The organism is Halanaerobium congolense (assembly GCF_004366375.1).
GTDB lineage: Bacteria > Bacillota > Halanaerobiia > Halanaerobiales > Halanaerobiaceae > Halanaerobium > Halanaerobium congolense.
The window spans coordinates 46398-65418 of record NZ_SOEF01000010.1 but is presented as its reverse complement, the minus strand read 5'-3'; the positions used below and the strand labels follow the sequence as shown (position 1 = coordinate 65418).

Annotated in this window: 18 protein-coding genes and 1 riboswitch; of the genes, 1 reads left to right on the top strand and 17 read right to left on the bottom strand. The window is 32.3% G+C overall.

The features are described from left to right. Nucleotides 1-9 precede the first annotated feature (9 nt). From cas3 to C7954_RS05140, 14 genes are all read right to left on the bottom strand, one after another. A complete protein-coding gene (gene cas3 / locus C7954_RS05205; RefSeq protein ID WP_166667681.1) occupies nt 10-2166 on the bottom strand; it encodes a CRISPR-associated helicase Cas3' in 2157 nt (718 codons plus the stop codon). 67 nt (nt 2167-2233) lie between these two features. Beyond that, nucleotides 2234-3199, bottom strand: a complete 966-nt coding sequence (locus tag C7954_RS05200) for a helix-turn-helix transcriptional regulator (protein WP_133618257.1) — start codon at nt 3197-3199, stop codon at nt 2234-2236. 232 nt (nt 3200-3431) lie between these two features. Beyond that, nucleotides 3432-4598 carry a M20 family metallopeptidase gene (locus tag C7954_RS05195; RefSeq protein ID WP_134058971.1) on the bottom strand — a complete coding sequence of 389 codons (1167 nt, stop codon included), beginning with the start codon at nt 4596-4598 and terminating at the stop codon, nt 3432-3434. A gap of 2 nt (nt 4599-4600) precedes the next feature. Beyond that, entirely contained in the window at nt 4601-5788 is a 1188-nt protein-coding gene (locus C7954_RS05190) for a M20 family metallopeptidase (protein ID WP_134058968.1), read from the bottom strand. Next, on the bottom strand, nt 5785-7023 hold the full coding sequence (locus C7954_RS05185) for a M20 family metallo-hydrolase (protein ID WP_134058965.1): 1239 nt from the start codon (nt 7021-7023) through the stop codon (nt 5785-5787). Before C7954_RS05185 ends, C7954_RS05190 begins: the two co-directional genes overlap by 4 nt. A 62-nt stretch (nt 7024-7085) precedes the next feature. Then, nucleotides 7086-8267 (bottom strand): hypothetical protein, encoded by a 1182-nt coding sequence (locus tag C7954_RS05180; protein WP_089716800.1) that lies wholly within the window; start codon nt 8265-8267, stop codon nt 7086-7088. A gap of 170 nt (nt 8268-8437) precedes the next feature. Beyond that, nucleotides 8438-8806, bottom strand: coding sequence for a VOC family protein (locus tag C7954_RS05175; RefSeq protein ID WP_089716832.1), 369 nt, complete (start codon nt 8804-8806; stop codon nt 8438-8440). A 28-nt stretch (nt 8807-8834) separates the two neighbouring features. Continuing rightward, the gene (locus C7954_RS05170) at nt 8835-9146 is read right to left on the bottom strand and encodes a PTS sugar transporter subunit IIA (RefSeq protein ID WP_166635235.1); all 312 of its coding nucleotides are present in this window, start codon (nt 9144-9146) and stop codon (nt 8835-8837) included. Nucleotides 9147-9167: 21 nt separating this feature from the next. Then, nucleotides 9168-9797: a PAQR family membrane homeostasis protein TrhA gene (trhA, locus tag C7954_RS05165; RefSeq protein WP_089719400.1), complete on the bottom strand. Its 630-nt coding sequence runs from the start codon at nt 9795-9797 to the stop codon at nt 9168-9170. 350 nt (nt 9798-10147) lie between these two features. After that, entirely contained in the window at nt 10148-10849 is a 702-nt protein-coding gene (gene deoD, locus C7954_RS05160; RefSeq protein ID WP_089719398.1) for a purine-nucleoside phosphorylase, read from the bottom strand. A gap of 390 nt (nt 10850-11239) precedes the next feature. Beyond that, the gene (locus C7954_RS05155) at nt 11240-12223 is read right to left on the bottom strand and encodes an aldo/keto reductase (RefSeq protein WP_073160048.1); all 984 of its coding nucleotides are present in this window, start codon (nt 12221-12223) and stop codon (nt 11240-11242) included. Nucleotides 12224-12352: 129 nt separating this feature from the next. Beyond that, nucleotides 12353-13270: a homoserine O-acetyltransferase MetA gene (metA, locus tag C7954_RS05150; protein WP_134058961.1), complete on the bottom strand. Its 918-nt coding sequence runs from the start codon at nt 13268-13270 to the stop codon at nt 12353-12355. A 15-nt stretch (nt 13271-13285) separates the two neighbouring features. Continuing rightward, nucleotides 13286-14563, bottom strand: coding sequence for an O-acetylhomoserine aminocarboxypropyltransferase/cysteine synthase family protein (locus C7954_RS05145; RefSeq protein WP_073160044.1), 1278 nt, complete (start codon nt 14561-14563; stop codon nt 13286-13288). Between the two features lie 154 nt (nt 14564-14717). After that, a riboswitch (SAM riboswitch) is annotated at nt 14718-14821 on the bottom strand. A gap of 115 nt (nt 14822-14936) precedes the next feature. Next, on the bottom strand, nt 14937-16034 hold the full coding sequence (locus C7954_RS05140; protein ID WP_089716795.1) for an RNA polymerase factor sigma-54: 1098 nt from the start codon (nt 16032-16034) through the stop codon (nt 14937-14939). A 257-nt stretch (nt 16035-16291) separates the two neighbouring features. Here C7954_RS05140 and C7954_RS05135 point away from each other — a divergent pair, with 257 nt between their 5' ends. Further along, complete coding sequence (locus C7954_RS05135; RefSeq protein WP_134058958.1) at nt 16292-17287, top strand: ATP-grasp domain-containing protein; 996 nt, start codon at nt 16292-16294, stop codon at nt 17285-17287. Here the strand turns inward: C7954_RS05135 and folK are convergent. From folK to folP, 3 genes are read right to left on the bottom strand one after another with little or no spacing between them, the layout of a single operon-like run. Then, nucleotides 17268-17783, bottom strand: coding sequence for a 2-amino-4-hydroxy-6-hydroxymethyldihydropteridine diphosphokinase (gene folK / locus C7954_RS05130; protein ID WP_089720590.1), 516 nt, complete (start codon nt 17781-17783; stop codon nt 17268-17270). The genes C7954_RS05135 and folK overlap by 20 nt on opposite strands. Further along, entirely contained in the window at nt 17784-18164 is a 381-nt protein-coding gene (gene folB / locus C7954_RS05125; protein ID WP_073160036.1) for a dihydroneopterin aldolase, read from the bottom strand. Continuing rightward, nucleotides 18154-19017: a dihydropteroate synthase gene (folP, locus tag C7954_RS05120; RefSeq protein WP_134058955.1), complete on the bottom strand. Its 864-nt coding sequence runs from the start codon at nt 19015-19017 to the stop codon at nt 18154-18156. Before folP ends, folB begins: the two co-directional genes overlap by 11 nt. Nucleotides 19018-19021 lie beyond the last annotated feature (4 nt).

Genomic DNA, 19021 nt, shown 5'->3' with positions numbered 1-19021 from the left:
TTTATAGAATTATTGTACATAATCATTAAAATCATACCCATCTAATATTATTCCTTCTTTTGTATCATACTTTCCAGTCCAGACATAAACCTCTTCCAGCAGTTCGTAAAGCATACCCTCTTTTAATAAATCATTTACTTTATATTTTCTAATCGAAATAATATAAGGCTGTAATTTGCGCCATTCCTCTCTACTGATGAATTCTTTATCTTTGATTATATTTAAATTAACCGGCAGTTGATCAACTATATCATTATTTTCAATAATAACATTTACAGTGTCATCAGGTATAATTTTAAATTGTCTGCTTACTTCGCGAAATTTAAAACTTTTTCTTGATTCATTAATTTTCTTCTTGTCTAAATTTACATCTTTGTATAATGTATCAAAATAATCCAGAAAAATTTCTGCTGTCAGTAATTGATCAGGATCATTTAAAAAGAGTTTACTTTTATCAGTAGCAGTTTTATAAATTCCCTTTGGTAACTTATTTTCTTGGGGGGTAAAGACAATTACTTTCCCTTTTTTTAGTTTATTTTCTCTATTACATCTTCCAGCAGCCTGCACAATACTGTCAAGTGGAGCCATTGCTCTTAAAACCAGTGGAAAATCAATATCAACTCCTGCTTCTATTAATTGAGTAGAAATCAAGTAACAACTTTCATTATTATCTAATTTTTCTTTCACCTCATTTAAAATAATTTTGCGATGTGCAGAACACATATAAGTTGATAGATGATAAACATTTTCTGCTTTTTTACTTAATCTAGAATAAAGCTCTTTAGTATCATCTTTTGTATTTACTACAGTTAGTGCCTGTTCTTCTTCTAACATTAGTTCAGCTACCTGATTCCAACTTAATTTCTTTTCAATATAAGTTAGATCATATTCAACTCTTGCTAAATTTCGAAATAAATTATCAGTGTCTGGAACAAGTTCTTCTATATTTTTTATACCATTAAAATTATCTCTATCTCCAAAAGCTGGCTGAGTAGCTGTTGAAAATACAATTGAAGAATTATAATTTTTTACTAATTGTTTTAAAACCTGTAAAATTGAATTTAAATACTCAGGTGGTAAAGTTTGAACTTCATCAAATATAATTACTGAATTTGCTAGATTATGCAATTTTCTTAACTTGCTTGTCTTATGTGAAAATAAACTTTCAAAAAATTGAACAGAAGTTGTCACAACTACTGGCATATCCCAATTTTCAGTTGCCAATTTAATTTTTTCTTTATTATATTTTTCTTCATTTTCGTTAAAATCAAAATTAGAGTGATGCTCTAAAATATTTTCTTCTCCTAAAATTTCTTTATAAGTTTTAGCAGTTTGTTCAATAATATTGGTATATGGTATAACAACAATAACTCTATCCATATTATTAAATTTTGCATGTTTTAATGCAAATCCTAAACCGGTTCTAGTCTTTCCTCCCCCTGTAGGGACTGTTAAACTAAAAAAATTATTCTTCTGTGCTGCTTTATTTAATACTGATTGATAAATATTATTTCTAAAATTATTTAATTTACTATCTTCAGCCTCTTTCATTAATTTATTTTGATTTTCACTGAATTTCTTCCATAATTTTTTAATATCATAATTATTTATATTTCTTAAAGAATATTTATTTAAATCAAAATGTTTTTCTGTATCTAAATAATCTGCATCCACTAAAGAAGAAAACATCATTCTCATTAAGAATTCTAATTCTAAGGGATCATTTTTAATATCAAAATTTATATTTTCATCATCTTTATAATCTAATTTAATATTATTACTAAAATTATTTATACTACTTTTTACAAAATCTTTATTTGCTTTTTCTTTTAGACTATTTTTTAAATCTGAAAGATTATGTAACCCTGAATGATGTCCAGCAATAAAAAAAGGTAATATATTTGAAAACTTTATTGACTTATCATTTTTTGCAAATATGGCTCCAGCAATAGCGTGTTCCACTCCTGAAGAATTATTTTTTAAGTAGTCCTGAAATTGATCACTATATTTCCCTAAATCATGTAACACACCACTTATATATGCTAAATTACCCATTGACCATTTGTCTGCAAATTTCTTAGCTTTATTTGCAGTACCGTAAATGTGATCTTTTAAGTCATGAGTTTTCCTTTCATTATTTTCAGTATGAGCAATAAATTTTCCCAATAATCTCACCTCCAATGTCATCTTACCATCCCCCACCGACACCGTGATGTCGCGTACACCTGTTTTTTTAATAATTCTCCAGCATCTTTTCTATTTCCTGCTTCATTTCTTCTCTCAAATTCTTTGGCTGCAGCACCTCTGCTTCTGCCCCATAACCTAGGATCCACTTTTTTATCTCTTCCCGGCTGCTGGTTTTAACCTTAAATACTATCTCATTCTCACTTATATCTTTAATTTCCTGTTTGTCATTCCAGTGGTATTCGGGAACAAAGCGGGCTGCACGTCCACTGAATTTAACTTCTACTTCCATCTCTTCTTCGCCCTGCTCCACTCCCCAGGCATTATCAAGCTCTTCTGCAAGTGAAAAATCAGCAGGCAGCTCAAAATTTTCTGCTGTTAATTTAAGCTCCTTAATTCTATCTATCCTAAATATTCTTTTTTCAGCCCGCAGGTGACAAAAAGCATAAAGATAGGGTGCTCCTTTGTTGAAAAATAAATTATAGGGATCAAGTTTTCTTTTAGTTGTCTGGTTGCTGCTCATTGAATAATAATTGACTTCTATCCTTTTTTCCTTATTGATAGCTTCCTTTAACTTATCAAATTTATGCTGGTGTTTTTCCAGCTCAACAAAAGGATCAGATATAATCTCATAATTTTTGATATAACTGCCCATACTGCTTTTTAAAAATTCTGGCAGAGAATTATAAACTTTTGCCAGACCTGATTCCAGTTCCTTTTTCATCGGAAAACTGCGATTTTGATATTCTTTGGCCGCCAACAGCACTGCCTCAGTCTCTTTTTGGTCCAAATTGGGCGCTTTAAAACGAAAATTATCCAAAATTTTATATTCTTTGAGATGATTATCATAATAAATTGGGACTCCCAGTTCCTCCATCACCTGCTTGTCCCGATGGAAAGTTCTTTCAGATACCTCAAAATATTCAGCAAAATCTTTAGCTTCCCAGTGCTTATATGGTTCATTTAAAAGCATTATTGTTTTTATAATCCTAAAAATTCTGTTTTTATCAGCCATTAAGCCACCTCTTTTCAAAATATTTTGTCAATTTATGTCGTAAAAATTAGAAAATATAGGAATTTACTTTAATAAATATATTCGTGATAAATCAGAACAATCCTTTAAAAATAACAAGGAAAAATAGGAAAAATTTGTGCTTCTGCTGAAATAAAAAAATCCCTACTTATAAGATTCCAATCTACTAAACTTCAAAATAAGTAAGGATAATCATAATCTAAAAATTTTAAGCTCAAAACTTTCTTAAAAATTCCAGAGCAAAATTAAAATAAAGGCTTGTTCCTGTTTTTAAACTATCTTCATTGATCTTAAATTTTGAATTGTGATGAGGATAGTTCTGCTCTTCATCTTCAAATCCAGCACCAACAAAAGCAATCACTCCAGGAACTTCTCTTAAATAATAGGCCATATCTTCACTACCTGTTGTTTTGTCCATCGCTATTAAATCTTCTGCAGCTATTATTTTTTGTGCAGCAGATCGGGCTATTTCTGCAGCTCTTTGGTCATTTATTGTAGGAGGAGTACCCTTTTGTATAGTAACCTCAGCTTCTCCTCTATATGCTTTGGCAGTTTTTTCTGCATAACGTTTAATTGCTTTAGAAGCCTGAACTCTTGTTTTTTCGCTAAAACATCTTAAAGTTCCTACAATTTCTGCTTTATCTGGAATAACATTAAATCTGCTTCCTGATTTCATTTTACCAAATGTTAAGACAACAGGATCTAAAGAATTAGTTTCTCTACTTAAAATCGCCTGTGAATCTAAGACAAATGAAGAAGCCATAACTATTGGATCAACTCCCTGATGAGGCATTGAACCATGTCCGCCTTTACCTGTGAACTCAACTATCACATAATCTCCTGAAGCCATACGCGGTCCTGCTTCAACATTGATTTTACCTGTTGGTAGATCAGCCCAGAGGTGGATTCCCATAATTCCATCAACATCGTCTAAGACTCCTTCTTCCACCATTTTAGCTGCTCCCTGTACCATTTCTTCAGCTGGTTGAAAAATTAATTTGACATTACCTGCTAGCTGGTCTTTAATTTCATAAAGGGCTCTGGCAGTACCTAAAAGCATTGCTGTATGGCCGTCATGACCACAGGCATGCATAATACCTTCGTTTTTTGATTTGAATTCTAAATCAGTTTTTTCTTCTACTTTCAGAGCATCCATATCAGCCCGTAGGGCAGCTGTTTTACCAGCATTTGAACCTTTGATAACAGCAGCTACTCCTGTATCTGCATATTCCTGATAACTGATTCCGATTTTTGCTAGTTCTTCTTTTATTCTTTTAGATGTTCTTTTTTCATTCCAGCTTGTTTCAGGGTGCATATGAAATTCTCTTCTTAAATCTAGAACATATTTTTCCTGTTCTGCTAATATATTTTTGAAATCCACTGTTACTCGACCTCCCCTTTATTTAAAAAGTCTAAGGCAAATTGTGCATATAATCCAGAAACAGTTTTTAAAGCATCTTCATCTATGTTAAACTCTGGATGATGATGGGGAGCATCAGCACCTTTAGCTTTGTTTTTGGAGCCAACAAAGGCAAAGGCTGCTGGAACTTCTGCAGCAAAGAAAGAAAAATCTTCTCCACCAGTTGTTTTATCTAATTTAACTATTGAACCCTGACCTGAAAACTTTGCTGCTGCCTTATGTGCAATTGCTGAAATTTCCTGATCATTAATTAAAGGAAGAGTCATTTTATTATACTCTAATTTCGCTTCAGCCCGATAGCTGGCAGCAGTTTTTTGAGCAACCCTACCTATAATTTCTTCAAAATTCTGGTTAATTTCTCTGCTGAAACATCTAGTTGTACCTTCTAAATAAGAGTTTTCAGGTAAAACATTAGCTTTTGAACCTGAATTGAAGATATCCACACTTAAAACAGCAGGCTCCATTGGATCAAACTCTCTGCTGACAATAGTCTGTAAGTTCATAACTACAGCAGCTCCTGCCATTATGGGATCAACCCCCTGATATGGCATTGAACCATGACCACCTTTTCCTTTAACGTTAATAATAAATTGATTTACAGCAGCCATCCTGGGGCCAGCTTCTACAGAAATTTTTCCGCTTTCTAGGTCATTCCAGACATGAATACCAAAGATAGCATCCACATCTTCAACTATTCCTTCCCCAACCATAGTTTTTGCTCCAACTGCAATTTCTTCCCCAGGCTGAAAAATCAATTTAACAGTCCCAGCAAATTCTGATTTTAGATTATTTAATATTTTAGCTGCTGTTAGTAAACTGGCTGTATGACCATCATGGCCGCAGCCGTGCATTAAACCCTCATTTTCTGATTTATATTCTATCTCATTTTTTTCCTCAAGTTCTAAAGCATCCATATCCGCTCTTAAGGCAGCAATTTTACTACTTTTAGCTTTTTTAGTTCCTTTAATTTCACAGACAACACCTGTCCCTGCAGCTTTTTTTGGTTTCAAACCCAAACTTTCCAGCTCTTCTATAACTCGACTGCAGGTTCTTTCTTCTTTCATACTTGGCTCTGGATGTCTGTGAAACTCCCTTCTCATAGATACAGCATAATCAAAATACTTTTCTGCTAATTCTTTTACCCTACTCATTCAGCTTCACCAACCTTTAAAACCGTATGGTAAACAAGTTCAATTCCTTTTTGTAAATCTTTATAATCAGTCCACTCTTCTGCAGTGTGGCTTCTACCATCCTTGCTGGGAACAAAGATTAAACCAACATCGGTAATTGCTGCCATTATCATTGCGTCATGGCCGGCACCACTTATCATTTCTTTAGTATTTAAATCTAGTTTTTTAGATTCTTTCTTAAATGTATTAAAAATTTCTGCTGACAATTCAACTGGCTCAACCATTAACATCTCTTTGACCGAATAATCTACAGCATATTTCGTTTCAATATCTGCCAGTGCTTGATCAATTTCAGCTCTTACTTTTTTAATACAATTTAATTCTTTGGATCTGATATCAACAGAAAATTCTACTTCTGCTGGAACAATATTGGCTGCTCCTGGTTTGACATCAAGACTGCCCACTGTAGCAACTGTCCCTGAGCCGGCTTCAAAGGCAAAGTTTTTAATCTCAGAAATAACCTCTGCAGCTGAGGACAGGGCATCTTTGCGCATATCCATTGGAGTCGTACCTGCATGATCTGCACGCCCTTCTACTTTAACTCTAATCTGATTAATACCAACTATAAAATCTACTATCCCTACATCTTTGCCTTCATTTTCTAAAACAGGCCCCTGTTCTATATGAAGTTCAATAAAAGCTTTAAGTTTTTTGGGATCTCTTTCAGCTTCTTTAATTTTTTTAGGATCAAAACCAAAGTCCTCAAAAGCTTCAGCCATTGAAATTCCAGCTTCATCTTTAAAATCTAAAAGTTCCTGATAATCTACCTGACCGGTCATTGCCCGACTGCCAAAGACTCCGCCACCAAAACGGCCACCTTCTTCTTCAATCATTGCTATAAATTCTATGGGATGTTTGCTTTTTATATCATTCTCATCAAGCACTCTTAAAATTTCCAGTGCCATAATTACTCCTGCTGGTCCATCAAAATTACCACCATTTTTAACTGAATCAAAATGGGAACCAACCATAACAACAGGTGCATCTTTATCAGTACCTTCTCTTCTAGCAACCAGACTACCTGCAGCGTCTTCATAAATTTCTACATCTAACTTCTGCAGTTCATTTTTTAGATAATTTCTAGCAACTCGATCCTCTTTAGTCAGAGAAAAACGTGTTAATCCTTGACCTGGTGTTGCATTAAATTGACTTAAATTTTCTATGTCATTTTTTATTCTCTCTACTTTTGTTAACATTTTATCTACTCTCTCCTCTCTTATTTTAGCTTATATTAATTATTTTGAAAATAAGTTTAAATTTATAGTAACTTAACAAAGAAACCGGCAATGATTACTGAGGCTATAGTTACTGTTGCAAATCCACCTACCAACATCTTTGGCAGCATTTCATCTACAGCATACTGATATTCTTCATCATTTCTAGTATTTGCTCTGGCAGATTCAATAGTTAAGATATAATTTGCAGGGAATCCATAAAGTGCTGTCATAGCTATCGAAATAGACATTTCCTTTGTATAACCGAAGGCTTTACCAACTAAAGCTGAAACCACTGCCATCCCTGATATACCAAGTACAATAATCCCAAATAAAGGTACTGCAATCTCTGTTAACATCTCAGGTGTAGCATCAGAAAGACCAGCAAAAATAAAAGCCATTAAAATTGTAATTAAAAAACCAAAAGATCCTGATTTAACCAGTGCTTTTTCTTCTAAAAATCCTATTTCTCTTCCAATAACTCCAAATAACATACAGACTACAAATTCATTTAGATGCAAAATCGGAGCGGCCATTACTGATAAAGCTGCTACCAGACCCAATTTAAATAAAATTACATATGTTGTTTGATATTTTTCTGGTAAGGGAGGAATTATCCTAAATTTACTTTCTTCTTTGTCAGCTTCCTCTTCCCCCGTACTTGTCATCTCAATTTCTCCACTCTTAATTTTATCTGCCAGCCTACCCGCTTCTTTTTTTAGTAGAAAAGATGTTATAGGGTAGCCAAAAAAGCCCTGAATAACATACATTGCTGTTGCTAAAACAGCTATCGAAGTTAGGCCCCTTTCGGCGGCTGCTGTTGACATCAAAATAGAAGCTACTACTCCTCCAGTTAATGGTGGGGTTGCTGCTACAACATTTTCCCAGCCAAATAGAAGATTACCAATGGTCATTGTTAAAGTTATAATTCCTATTATACCAGCAAGAGCTATTACCAATGTTTTCCACTGTGCTAAAAGCTCTTTTAAGCTCATTAAAGTTCCCATATGAGTTAAAAGCAAATACATTGATAAATAAACAACTGGAGTCGCAAAAGAACTCTGAGCTACTATGTCACCCGGCAAAATTGTCCAAAAACCAATTATAAATAATACTGCTGAAACAAAAACCGATGGTATCATTGCCTTTGTTTTCATAGATACCAACTCACCAACTGCCAAAATCAACAAAACAATACTAAATGCTTGTGTTACACTAAAATCCATATTTTTCTCCTCCTAGACTACTAAATTCTGATTTGTTACTGATTATAACAAAGTTTATTTATTATGACAATAATTACAAGCTAAATAATCAGGATTTTCAATAATTAAAAATTAGCTAAATAACTACAAATTAATAAAGCTGCTGGCAATTGCCAGCAGCAGTTAAAAAGTTATTTGTTTTCTACAAATTGAATTTTGAGACCATTTGGGTCTAATACAAAGAAAAACTCAATTTTTGGATTCGGCGAAATAGGTCCACTCTGAATTACTATGTTCTTTTCTTGTACAAATTTCATTTTTTCGGCAAGCGAATCAACTTCAAATCCCAGAGATATATCTGCTCCAAGCTCTACTTCAGTCTGATTTTGATCATCAATCAGTTCGACAGCTGTTTGTCCATCTGCAGCTGCTAAAAATACAATTTTTGTCTCCGGGCCAGCCTCAAACCGCCTCTGAACCTCTAAACCAACAATATCTCGGTAAAATTCAACTGATTCTTTTAAGTTTTTAACTTTAATTGTGGTCCATAAAAAACTCAAATTACCAACTCCTTTTTTAATCTTAAATTTATTCATTTTCGAGCCTGGTATATAAATCCATAAATTCCTTTGCCATGTCTCTTAGTAAAATGGCTGTCATTAAATGATCCTGAGCGTGTGTCAGCATTAAACTGCTTTCTATTTTTTCTCCATTAGCTTCTTTTTTTATTAATTCTGTCTGTTTAAGATGAGCATTAATTAATTGATCATCTGCTTCTCGATAAATTTCTTCTGCCTTTTCTGCTTCATCATTTTTCGCATACTTAACAGCTTTTAAAAATTTTTTCTTTACATTTCCACTTAATGAAATAATTTCAATCAAATCATTTTGTAATTCCATCAATATCCTCCTAATAATCTATTATCCTAGAGCAATAAATACCATAATATAATGCAGTATTCCTCCTGCTAAGATAAAGAAATGAAAAATTTCATGAAAACCAAACATCGGTGTAATTTTTGGTTTTTTTATAATATAAAATACAGCTCCTGCAGTAAAAGATAAACCACCAGCAAACATCAAAATCAAATTAGCAGTTGGCATTGTCATAAACAGTTGGTGAAAAGCAAAAATACCAACCCAACCCATTAAAAGATAAACTATAGTATATAAAATTCTTGGAGTTTTAAAATACATAAACTTTAGGAAAAAACCTCCTAAGACCAATCCCCACTGAACTGCAATTATTGTCCACTTCAGCCAGCCTTCTAAATAAAGATAGGCCACTGGTGTGTAGGAACCAGCAATCATTACGAAAATTGCAAAATGATCTAGCTTGCGCCAGATGGAATTTTCATCATCTTCTTTTTTAAAAGCATGATACAAAGAACTGGCTAAGAATAAAAATGCTACTGAAGCACCATAAACTGCAGCTATAATTATTTTATCAGGACTCTCTAAAGCCCTAAATATTAACAGAACTAAACCAATTAAAGCCAGTATAAAACCAACAAAATGAGAATAAAATGAAACCTGCTCTTCTTTTCTCATCTTTAAACCTCCATTCTCTCTACTTTCACTTTTTGATACTTTTAATAATTATTACATTAGAAACAAAAGTATTCAGCTAAGCTTTTTACAATTTATAAATATAATTTAATTAACTTATAATTATCTCTGATAATATTATACCATTTATCGCTTAAAATATCATTAAAATGAACAAAATGTCCTTCGGACAATCTGTAATATAGTAAGGTTAAATTTTGTTGATAGCGGAAATTATGAAACTATAAATATTATCTACAACAAACCATCAGGTATAATTTCCTAGCTAATTAAAAAACTGCCAGTCCAGATAAAGAACTGACAGCATAATAATTAAAATATTTAAATAAAGACTACTCTGCTAATTCTAAAGCAATCTCCATCATATCTGTAAATGTCTTTTCTCTTTCTTCTGAGGTTGTTTCTTTGCCGGTTACTAAAGAGTCACTAACTGTGAGAATACTTAAAGCATCAACATCATATTTGGCTGCTAAAGTTAATAATTCAGCAGATTCCATTTCCACTCCTAAGACTCCATATTCTCTCCACTTTTTCCAGGCTTCATTATCATCATTGTAAAAAGAATCTGAACTTAAAATTGTACCTACTTTAACCTCAGTTCCCTGCTCTTGTGCTGCCTGATAAGCTTTTGAAAGCAGCTTAAAACTAGAAGCAGGTGCAAAATCCTTACCATCAAAACGCATTTTATTAAGATTAGAGTTACTGCAGGCTGCTTTAACCAAAATTACATCTCTAACTTTAGCTTCTTCATTAAAAGAACCACAAGAACCAACTCTAATTAAATTTTTAACTCCATAATCCCTAATTAGTTCATTAACATAAATAGACAAAGAAGGCATTCCCATACCTGTACCCTGAGTTGAAACCCTTTTTCCTTTATACGTTCCAGTAAACCCGTACATTCCTCTAACATCATTATATTGTTTAACATCTTCTAAATAATTTTCAGCGATGAATTTAGCTCTTAACGGATCCCCAGGTAATAAAATTGTTTCAGCAATTTCTCCTTTTTTAGCTCCAATATGTGTACTCATCAATATACCTCCTATTTATTTTCATTTCTACCTATTATTATAATATATGAAGAGGTAAATGACAAAAATTTATAAATAAAGAAAAAAGCCACCCGAAAGGATGGCTTAATTATCAAAATTCATATTAGTAGTTACCTAAATTTTTAAATGCATTCAGCTTTTCTTGATTCTCAGGAGATTCAAGTTTAGCCTCTTTCATAAATCTGAACATGCTATTAAACATATACAATCACCCTTTCTTATAAACTTATTATTATACTTATTATTAGTGATTTACTTATACTTATCATACTACTTACATTATACATCTTTTAAATCACTTGTCAAGATTTTTCGGAAGATTGTTACCTATGCACTTTTTGACCCTTAAGGTTCATTCATTATAATATTTTACCAAAGATGGTGAACACTATCTCTGATGTATTCATTATAAATTTCATCTACTCTTTCCATTACTTTCTCAGAAAGATCATCAGCTTCAGAAGCTGCAGCATTATCTCTTACCTGCCACGGCTTTTTACCACCTGGAATCACACAGCTAACAGCATCATTCATTAAAATCCATTTAAGAGCAAATTGGGCCATTGTTAAACCTTCGGGTTTGATCTTTTCTAATTCTTCCACTGCTTTTAATCCCAGCTCAAAGTCCACACCTGAAAAGGTTTCTCCTTTGTCAAATGCCTCGCCATGACGGTTAAAATTTCGGTGGTCATCTTCAGCAAAAGTTGAATCTTGAGAAAATTTACCTGTCAATAATCCACTTGCAAGTGGTACTCTGCAGATAATTCCTACATTTTTTTCTTTTGCCTTAGCTAAAAATTCATCCCCGGGTTTATGTCTGAACATATTGTATATAATCTGTACAGTAGCCAAATTATCATATTCCAGTGCCTTTAAAGCTTCTTCTACTTTTTCTACACTAACACCATAGTTTTTAATTTTTCCAGCCATAACCATCTCTTCTAAAGCATCGAATACTTCTTCCTGGTAATATACTTCTGTTGGCGGACAGTGCAGCTGCAGTAAATCAATAGTATTTACATCCAAATTCTGAAGGCTGCGGTCCACAAATCTATTTAGATTTTCTTTATTATAACCTTCAGCTATATGAGGATCAAGTCTTCTTCCTGCTTTAGTGGCAATATATATCTTTTGGTTAGTTTCTTTTTTTAGTTTAGCCATTAAACGCTCACTGCGGCCATCACCATATACATCAGCAGTATCGAAAAAGTTAATTCCCTGATTTACTGCTTCTCTCAAAGCTGCCATTGACTGCTTATCATCAACATCGCCCCAGGAACCACCAATTGCCCAGCCACCAAAAGAAACTTCAGAAACTTTAAAACCCGTTTTACCTAGTTTTCGAAATTTCATTATATTTTCCCCCTTAATCATGTAACTAAAGATTTTAAGTGTTTATGTGAAAATTCATAATCTTTATTACTATTATACATTATTTAGGGGAGAATTAAAATATTTGTCTAGATAGAGAGCTTTACTTTTTTATTTTAATTTGCTTAAGTCAAAGGGAGTTTCCTGATATACATAATAATTTAACCAGTTAAAAAACAAGAGATTAGCATGACTGTGCCAGCGCATTAATATTTCTTTATCTGGATCATCATCTCTGAAATAATTTTTAGGAACTTTAATATCCATTCCTTTTTCCAGATCTCTAAAATATTCATCTGCCAAACTTTCTCGATCATATTCTGAATGACCGGTAGCAAATATTTGTCTACCATTTCTGCTTTCTAATAAATATATTCCCGCTTCTTTTGACTCTGATAAAATATTTAACGCTTCTACTTCTTCTATATCTTCTTTTCTTATTTCAGTATGCCTTGAATGAGGAACATAAAACAGATCATCAAAGCCCCTCATCAATTTTATATGTTTTTTATTTTTATAATGCTCAAAAATCCCAAACATTTTTTCTGATAGCGGATATTTTCCCACACCATAATGATGATATAGAGCTGCCTGACTTCCCCAGCAAATATGGAAGGTAGAGTAAACATTATGCAGGCTCCAATCCATAATCTGCTGCAGTTCCTCCCAGTAATCTACTTCCTCAAATTCAAAAGTTTCAACTGGAGCTCCGGTAATTATCATTCCATCATATTTATTTTCCTTAATCTCATCAAATGTATTATAAAACTTAATTAAATGTTCTTCTGCTGTATTTTTTGAAGTATGAGTTACCGGATGCATCAGATCAACATCTACCTGTAGTGGTGTATTCGAAATCAAACGTAGAATTTGCGTTTCAGTCTTTATTTTAGTAGGCATTAAATTCAAAATTAAAATCTTCAAAGACCTTATATCCTGATGAGTTGCTCTAGATTCTTTCATTACAAAAATATTCTCATTTTCTAGTGTCTCTACTGCTGGTAAATCATTTTGAATTTTAACTGGCAATTTTATCACTCCAATCTATGCTTGAGCAGTTTTTAATGCCTGATTTAAGTCATTTTTAATATCATCAATATTTTCAATTCCAATTGAAAGTCTGATTAATTCCGGCGAAATTCCCGTCTTAATTAAGTCTTCTTCACTTAACTGCTGATGGGTTGTACTTGCCGGATGAATAGCTAAAGATTTAGTATCACCAACATTAGCCAGATGTAAAATAAGTTCTAATTTATTAATAAATTTCTCAGCCGCCTTTTTACCTCCTTTAATACCAAAGGCAACCATACCTCCATAACCATTGCTAAGATATTTTTTTGCATTCTGATGTGATTTATGACTTTCTAAGCCAGGATAACTGACCCATTCAACTCTTTCATCCGCTTCTAAAAATTCAGCAACTGCTTGAGCATTCTTGGAATGCTGTTTCATTCTTAAAGCTAATGTTTCCAGGCCGGTGATGGTTAAAAACGAATTAAACGGACTGGGAGAACTACCTAAATCTCTTAGAAGCTGAACTCTGGCCTTTGTAATAAAGGCAGCTTTACCAAATTCTTCTTGAAATTTAACCCCATGATAACTTGGATCAGGTTCAATTAATTCGGGAAATCTACCAGTATCCCAGTCAAAATTACCACTATCAACTATAATTCCACCAATCGAATTACCATGCCCGGAAATGTACTTTGTCGTCGAGTGTACAACTATATCTGCCCCAAATTCAAAAGGATTACAAATATAAGGTGAAGCAAAAGTATTGTCAACAATTAATGGTATTCCTGCCTGATGTGCTATTTCTGCCAACCTTTCAAAATCTGGCACAGCTAAAGAAGGGTTACCAATAGTCTCAATGTAGAGAGCTTTTGTTCGTTCATTAATTGCAGCTTTAAATGATTCAGGATCTTCAGAATCAACAAAACTAACATCTATCCCCATATTTTTGAATCTATGTTTAAATAAATTATGAGTTCCACCATAAATAGAGCTGCCGCTTACTATGTGGTCTCCATTATTACAGATAGTTAGTAGTGCAATTACTTCAGCTGCCTGGCCTGAAGATACTGCTAAAGCTCCCACTCCTCCCTCAAGTTCTGTAATTCTCTTTTCCAGCACTGTATTACTTGGATTTTGAATTCTACTATAAATATCTCCTTCTTCTTTTAAAGCAAATAAATCTGCTGCATGTTCAGTGCTGTCAAATAAGTAAGATGTGGTCTGATAAATAGGAACTGCCGCTGATTTCCTGTTTTTGTCTGCCTCATAACCTGCATGTAGTGCTAAAGTTTCAAATTTTAATTTCATTAAATTTTCCTCCTCTAATTTTTGCTGCTCAAAATTTAATTTAACTAATAATTATAAATAATTTTGCCAATACAGCTGCTCAAAAACAATAAAATCATTGCTAAATAAAAAACCCCACTTCCTAAGTAAATATAGGAGTGGGTAATTTACTTGCTCCTTATCTCTCAGAAATCTTTCTGTTGGAATTAGCACCGGGCAAAATTAACTGCTGGTTGCTGGGCTTCAAAGGGCCAATCCCTCCACCACTCTTGATAAGTTTTATTGTTTTTTATAACTTTAACATAGATTAGTAATCCTGTCAAGAAAATAATTTTCTTTAATTATACAATTTAACTCTAATTAAGAATAAAAAATCATTATTTAATTGTAAAATTTATTTCTTTTTTCGCTGACGTGAACTTTTAATACCTAAAGATTTTCTGTATTTTGCAACAGTTCTTCTAGAAATATCTAATTCATATTTTTTAGCAAATATTTCAGCTAATTTACTGTCACTAAGTGGATGTGAGCTATCTTCAGCCTCAATTTCTTCACTCAACATTGCTTTGATACTAACTGATGAAACACCGTCAATACCACTGTTAAAAAAGAATTTCAAACTAAAAACTCCATGAGGTGTTTGTAAATATTTAGCAGTCGTAGCTCGGCTGACAGTGGATTCGTGCATTTCAATTTCTTCAGCAACTTCTTCCATTGTTAAAACCTTTAAATTTTTTAAACCATTTTCAAAAAAATCCATCTGCTTTTTTAAAATTGCTTGAGCAATTTTTCTAATTGTATTCTTTCTCTGTTCAATACTTTTGATCAGCCAAACAGCAGCCTGATATTTTTCCTTTAAATAATCACTAATCATATCATCATCTTGATTTTTTAATAAATTATAATAGTAAGAACTGATAGTAACAGTAGGATAAGCGGTATTTTTTTCTTCGATATAAAATTTTCCATCTTCTTTTTTTACAATTAAATCAGGATCAATATATTCAGCTTTACAGGAAGCAAAACTGCTGTCATAGTTTATATCTAATTTTTGAATTCTTTGATAAACTTCTGCTATTTCTTCTTTATTAAAACCTTCGGCAGCAAAAATTTCAGCAATCATTTCTAAATCTGTGGTTAGCTCACCTGACTCATTTAAACTGCCTACAATAAATTTCCCAAGTTCAATTTCATCATCACTGAGAACCTCAAAAAGCTGATTTTCTAAATATTCGCAAAAATCCGGCTGATAAGCAACAAAATTTTCATATTCTATATCTTGCTTCTGAACAGAATTAAAACTTGATTCCCTATAATTCATATCCCTTTGTGACTCCATCATCTCAAGTAAAGGATTTTCTTTCATTTCGTCTTCGATATAGTCTTTGAGCTCTAAAGCGCTATATTGAAGAATTTCAATAGACATCTGCAGCTGAGTTGTCATCACCAACTCTTGCTTTTGCTCAATATTTAAACTAAGATCTAACTTCATAAATTACTCTCCTTTAATCACCTAATTATAAGGCTTTATATATTATATATTAAATAATACTTCTACAAAACCTTTTTTTATAATGAATTTAATAACTAAATAACTTAGATAATAAATTTAAGAAATATTATATTCTTTGTTTTTAATAATTAAGAATTATGATAAGATTAATTTAGTCTATTTAAATTAATCAACTTCTATACCCTACTAACATTATAATATTTTTTTAGTCAATAAAAAAGTGGTGAATTAAAATTATGAAAGTTTTTATTTTGGAATATTTTTTAAGTAAAAAAAGAAATAGTATTTTTAAAGAATCTTTTTACAGAGAAGGGAAGTTTATGCTGGATTCTTTAATCAAATCCTTTACTAAGATTGAAGATCTACAGCTGTCTATTTTTATTGCTCAAGAAAATATAGATTTGATTGACCATCAAAATCATGATATAGAAATTATTGTTTCAGATGAGGGCTCATGTGATTCTTATTTTGAAAAACTGTTGGATTTAGATTTAAGCCAAAGTGATTATTTTTTAGTTATTGCTCCGGAAACAGATAATTTGCTTTATCAGATAACTAAAATTATGGAAACAAAAAATATTAATAATTTAGGCTGCAGCTCAAATTGCATTAAAAAAGCAGCCAACAAATGGCTGCTATATCAAAATTTTAAAGACACTGATATTAAAATACCTGAAAGTTATCAAATTAAAAATAACAAGCTTGATTTAAGAAAAGATTTTTTTCCAGCTGTTATCAAAGCCAAATATAGTGCGGGTTCAGAACTTAAAATTATCAAATCAAAAAAAGAATTTTCAAACTTAAATCTTAGTAATTATAAAGGACAGATTATCCAAAAAATTATAACAGGAACACCGGGAAGCTTGTCTCTCGCTGCTAATTCAACAAATTTAAGAATATTAAGCATCAATAAACAGCTGATTAGAGCTGATGATTTTTCTTATTTTGGCTCCATAATTAATCATAGGTTCCCTAATCAACATAAGTTAAAAGAGCTTGCTAATTTAGTCAAAAAGAAATATTCAAACTTAAATGGTTATTTTGGCATAGATTTCATCTGCAATCAAAAAGGATTTTATCTGCTGGAAATCAATCCAAGGTTAAGTTCTTCTTTTATTGGTTTAGCAGAAATATCTGAACCGGCAGAAATAATACTTAATTTAGCTGAAAAGAAAAATTTTATAGGGTCGAATCTCCTTTCCTCAAAAGAGTTCACTTTTTATTTAGATTAAGCTCCGGAAATTCATTATAAAACTCAACTTCATCCGAACTATAATCTAATTTATCAAGCCATTTAGTGATATTGATATTATCAATAAAAAGTTCTTCTTCTGCAGCTTCAACTAGTGGAATCAGAACAAAAGCTCTTTTTCTAATTTCAGGATGAGGAATTATTAAATCCTGGCTCTGATACTCTAAGTTATCATAAAACAAAATATCAATATCGATAGTTCTCGGACCCCATTTTTTTGTTCTAACTCTTCCCAATTCACTTTCTATCTGCAGTATTTTTTCTAGAAGTTTTTCTGGCCCTAATTCTGTTTTTAAACAGACAACTGCATTAATAAAATCAGCCTGTTCTTCATAACCATAAGCTTTTGTTAAATATAATGATGAAGTCTTTTTGATATTAATTTTAGCTTCACTGGATAATTTTATAACTGCCTTTTTTAAATATTCAACTTTGGGCTCAATATTTGAGCCCAGGCCTAAATACACAGTTTTCATTTATATTACCTCAGTTCTTTTTCTGCTCATTTTTACAGCTGCATTGGCTAAGGCGCCTTCAATTGGTACAGCTGGCTTTTTGATTTTTATTTCTATCAGTTCTAATTTAGGAAATTCAATAAATAAATTCTTAATTATATTATAGGCCGCGCTTTCTAAAAGATCATATTTTTTAGCTAGAAAAACTTCTTTAATTTTATAATATATTTCAGCATAATTAACAGTCTGCTCTAAATTATCATTTACTGCAGCCTTACTGTAATCAAGTTCGGCCTTAAAGTTAAGAATAAATCGCTGCCCCAATTCTTTTTCTGAATCTAAAACTCCATGATAGGCAAAAAAAACCATTTCGTTCAATTCAATAATATCTTTACCGGCCATGATTGCCCTCCCATTTTACGGCATCTGTCATAACAGCCACTTTTTTTATTTCAGCTACATCGTGGACTCTTACAATATTAGCACCCTTAAGAATTGAAGTTGAAACAGTAGCTGCTGTCCCAAATAATCTTTCATTTACCTCATTTTTATTAACAACAAATTTTATTAATGATTTACGAGAAGTTCCAATCAAAATAGGGTAATTTAATTCTTTAAAGCTTTCCAATCTGTTTAAAATTTGCAGATTGTGAACTTGTTTTTTCCCAAAACCAATACCTGGATCAATAATGATGTCTTCATCCTTAACCCCTGCTTCTTTTGCAATCTTTATTCCATCCCACAGATATTTTTTAACTTCAAAAATCAGATTTTGATAACTGGGATTATCCTGCATATTTTCAGGTCTGCCCTGAATATGCATAATAATTACCGGGGCCTCAAATTCAGCTGCTGTTGCTGCCATCTTTTCATCAAAACGAAGGCCGCTTATATCATTTACTATAGAAGCTCCTGCCTCCAAAGCTGCCCGCATGACCGAGCTTTTATAACTGTCAATAGAAATTGGTACTGTAGTAACTTTTAAAATTTCCTTTAAAACTGGAATTAATCTCTTTTTTTCTTCTGCAGCTGAGACCCTTTCAGAATAAGGACGGCTCGATTCCGCACCAATATCAATTATATCAGCACCTGCTGTTTCCATTTCTTCTGCTCTTTTGAGTGCTGAATCTAAATCATTATATTTACCTCCATCTGAAAAAGAATCAGGAGTCAAATTTAAAATCCCCATAATCAATGTTTTTCTGCTGTAGTCTAAATCCCCACGATTTGTTTTAATTATTTTCCTTTTTGTCATGGCT

What these genes read in the sequence shown, in the direction of transcription:
- folB (WP_073160036.1), bottom strand. Translation starts at nt 18,164, where the DNA reads ATGGCCGGTAAAGATATTATTGAATTGAACGAAATGGTTTTTTTTGCC.
- C7954_RS05135 (WP_134058958.1), top strand. Translation starts at nt 16,292, where the DNA reads ATGAAAGTTTTTATTTTGGAATATTTTTTAAGTAAAAAAAGAAATAGT.
- C7954_RS05145 (WP_073160044.1), bottom strand. Translation starts at nt 14,563, where the DNA reads ATGAAATTAAAATTTGAAACTTTAGCACTACATGCAGGTTATGAGGCA.
- C7954_RS05170 (WP_166635235.1), bottom strand. Translation starts at nt 9,146, where the DNA reads ATGGAATTACAAAATGATTTGATTGAAATTATTTCATTAAGTGGAAAT.
- C7954_RS05185 (WP_134058965.1), bottom strand. Translation starts at nt 7,023, where the DNA reads ATGTTAACAAAAGTAGAGAGAATAAAAAATGACATAGAAAATTTAAGT.
- C7954_RS05155 (WP_073160048.1), bottom strand. Translation starts at nt 12,223, where the DNA reads ATGAAATTTCGAAAACTAGGTAAAACGGGTTTTAAAGTTTCTGAAGTT.
- folK (WP_089720590.1), bottom strand. Translation starts at nt 17,783, where the DNA reads ATGAAAACTGTGTATTTAGGCCTGGGCTCAAATATTGAGCCCAAAGTT.
- C7954_RS05140 (WP_089716795.1), bottom strand. Translation starts at nt 16,034, where the DNA reads ATGAAGTTAGATCTTAGTTTAAATATTGAGCAAAAGCAAGAGTTGGTG.
- C7954_RS05190 (WP_134058968.1), bottom strand. Translation starts at nt 5,788, where the DNA reads ATGAGTAGGGTAAAAGAATTAGCAGAAAAGTATTTTGATTATGCTGTA.
- C7954_RS05200 (WP_133618257.1), bottom strand. Translation starts at nt 3,199, where the DNA reads ATGGCTGATAAAAACAGAATTTTTAGGATTATAAAAACAATAATGCTT.
- trhA (WP_089719400.1), bottom strand. Translation starts at nt 9,797, where the DNA reads ATGAGAAAAGAAGAGCAGGTTTCATTTTATTCTCATTTTGTTGGTTTT.
- deoD (WP_089719398.1), bottom strand. Translation starts at nt 10,849, where the DNA reads ATGAGTACACATATTGGAGCTAAAAAAGGAGAAATTGCTGAAACAATT.
- folP (WP_134058955.1), bottom strand. Translation starts at nt 19,017, where the DNA reads ATGACAAAAAGGAAAATAATTAAAACAAATCGTGGGGATTTAGACTAC.
- C7954_RS05180 (WP_089716800.1), bottom strand. Translation starts at nt 8,267, where the DNA reads ATGGATTTTAGTGTAACACAAGCATTTAGTATTGTTTTGTTGATTTTG.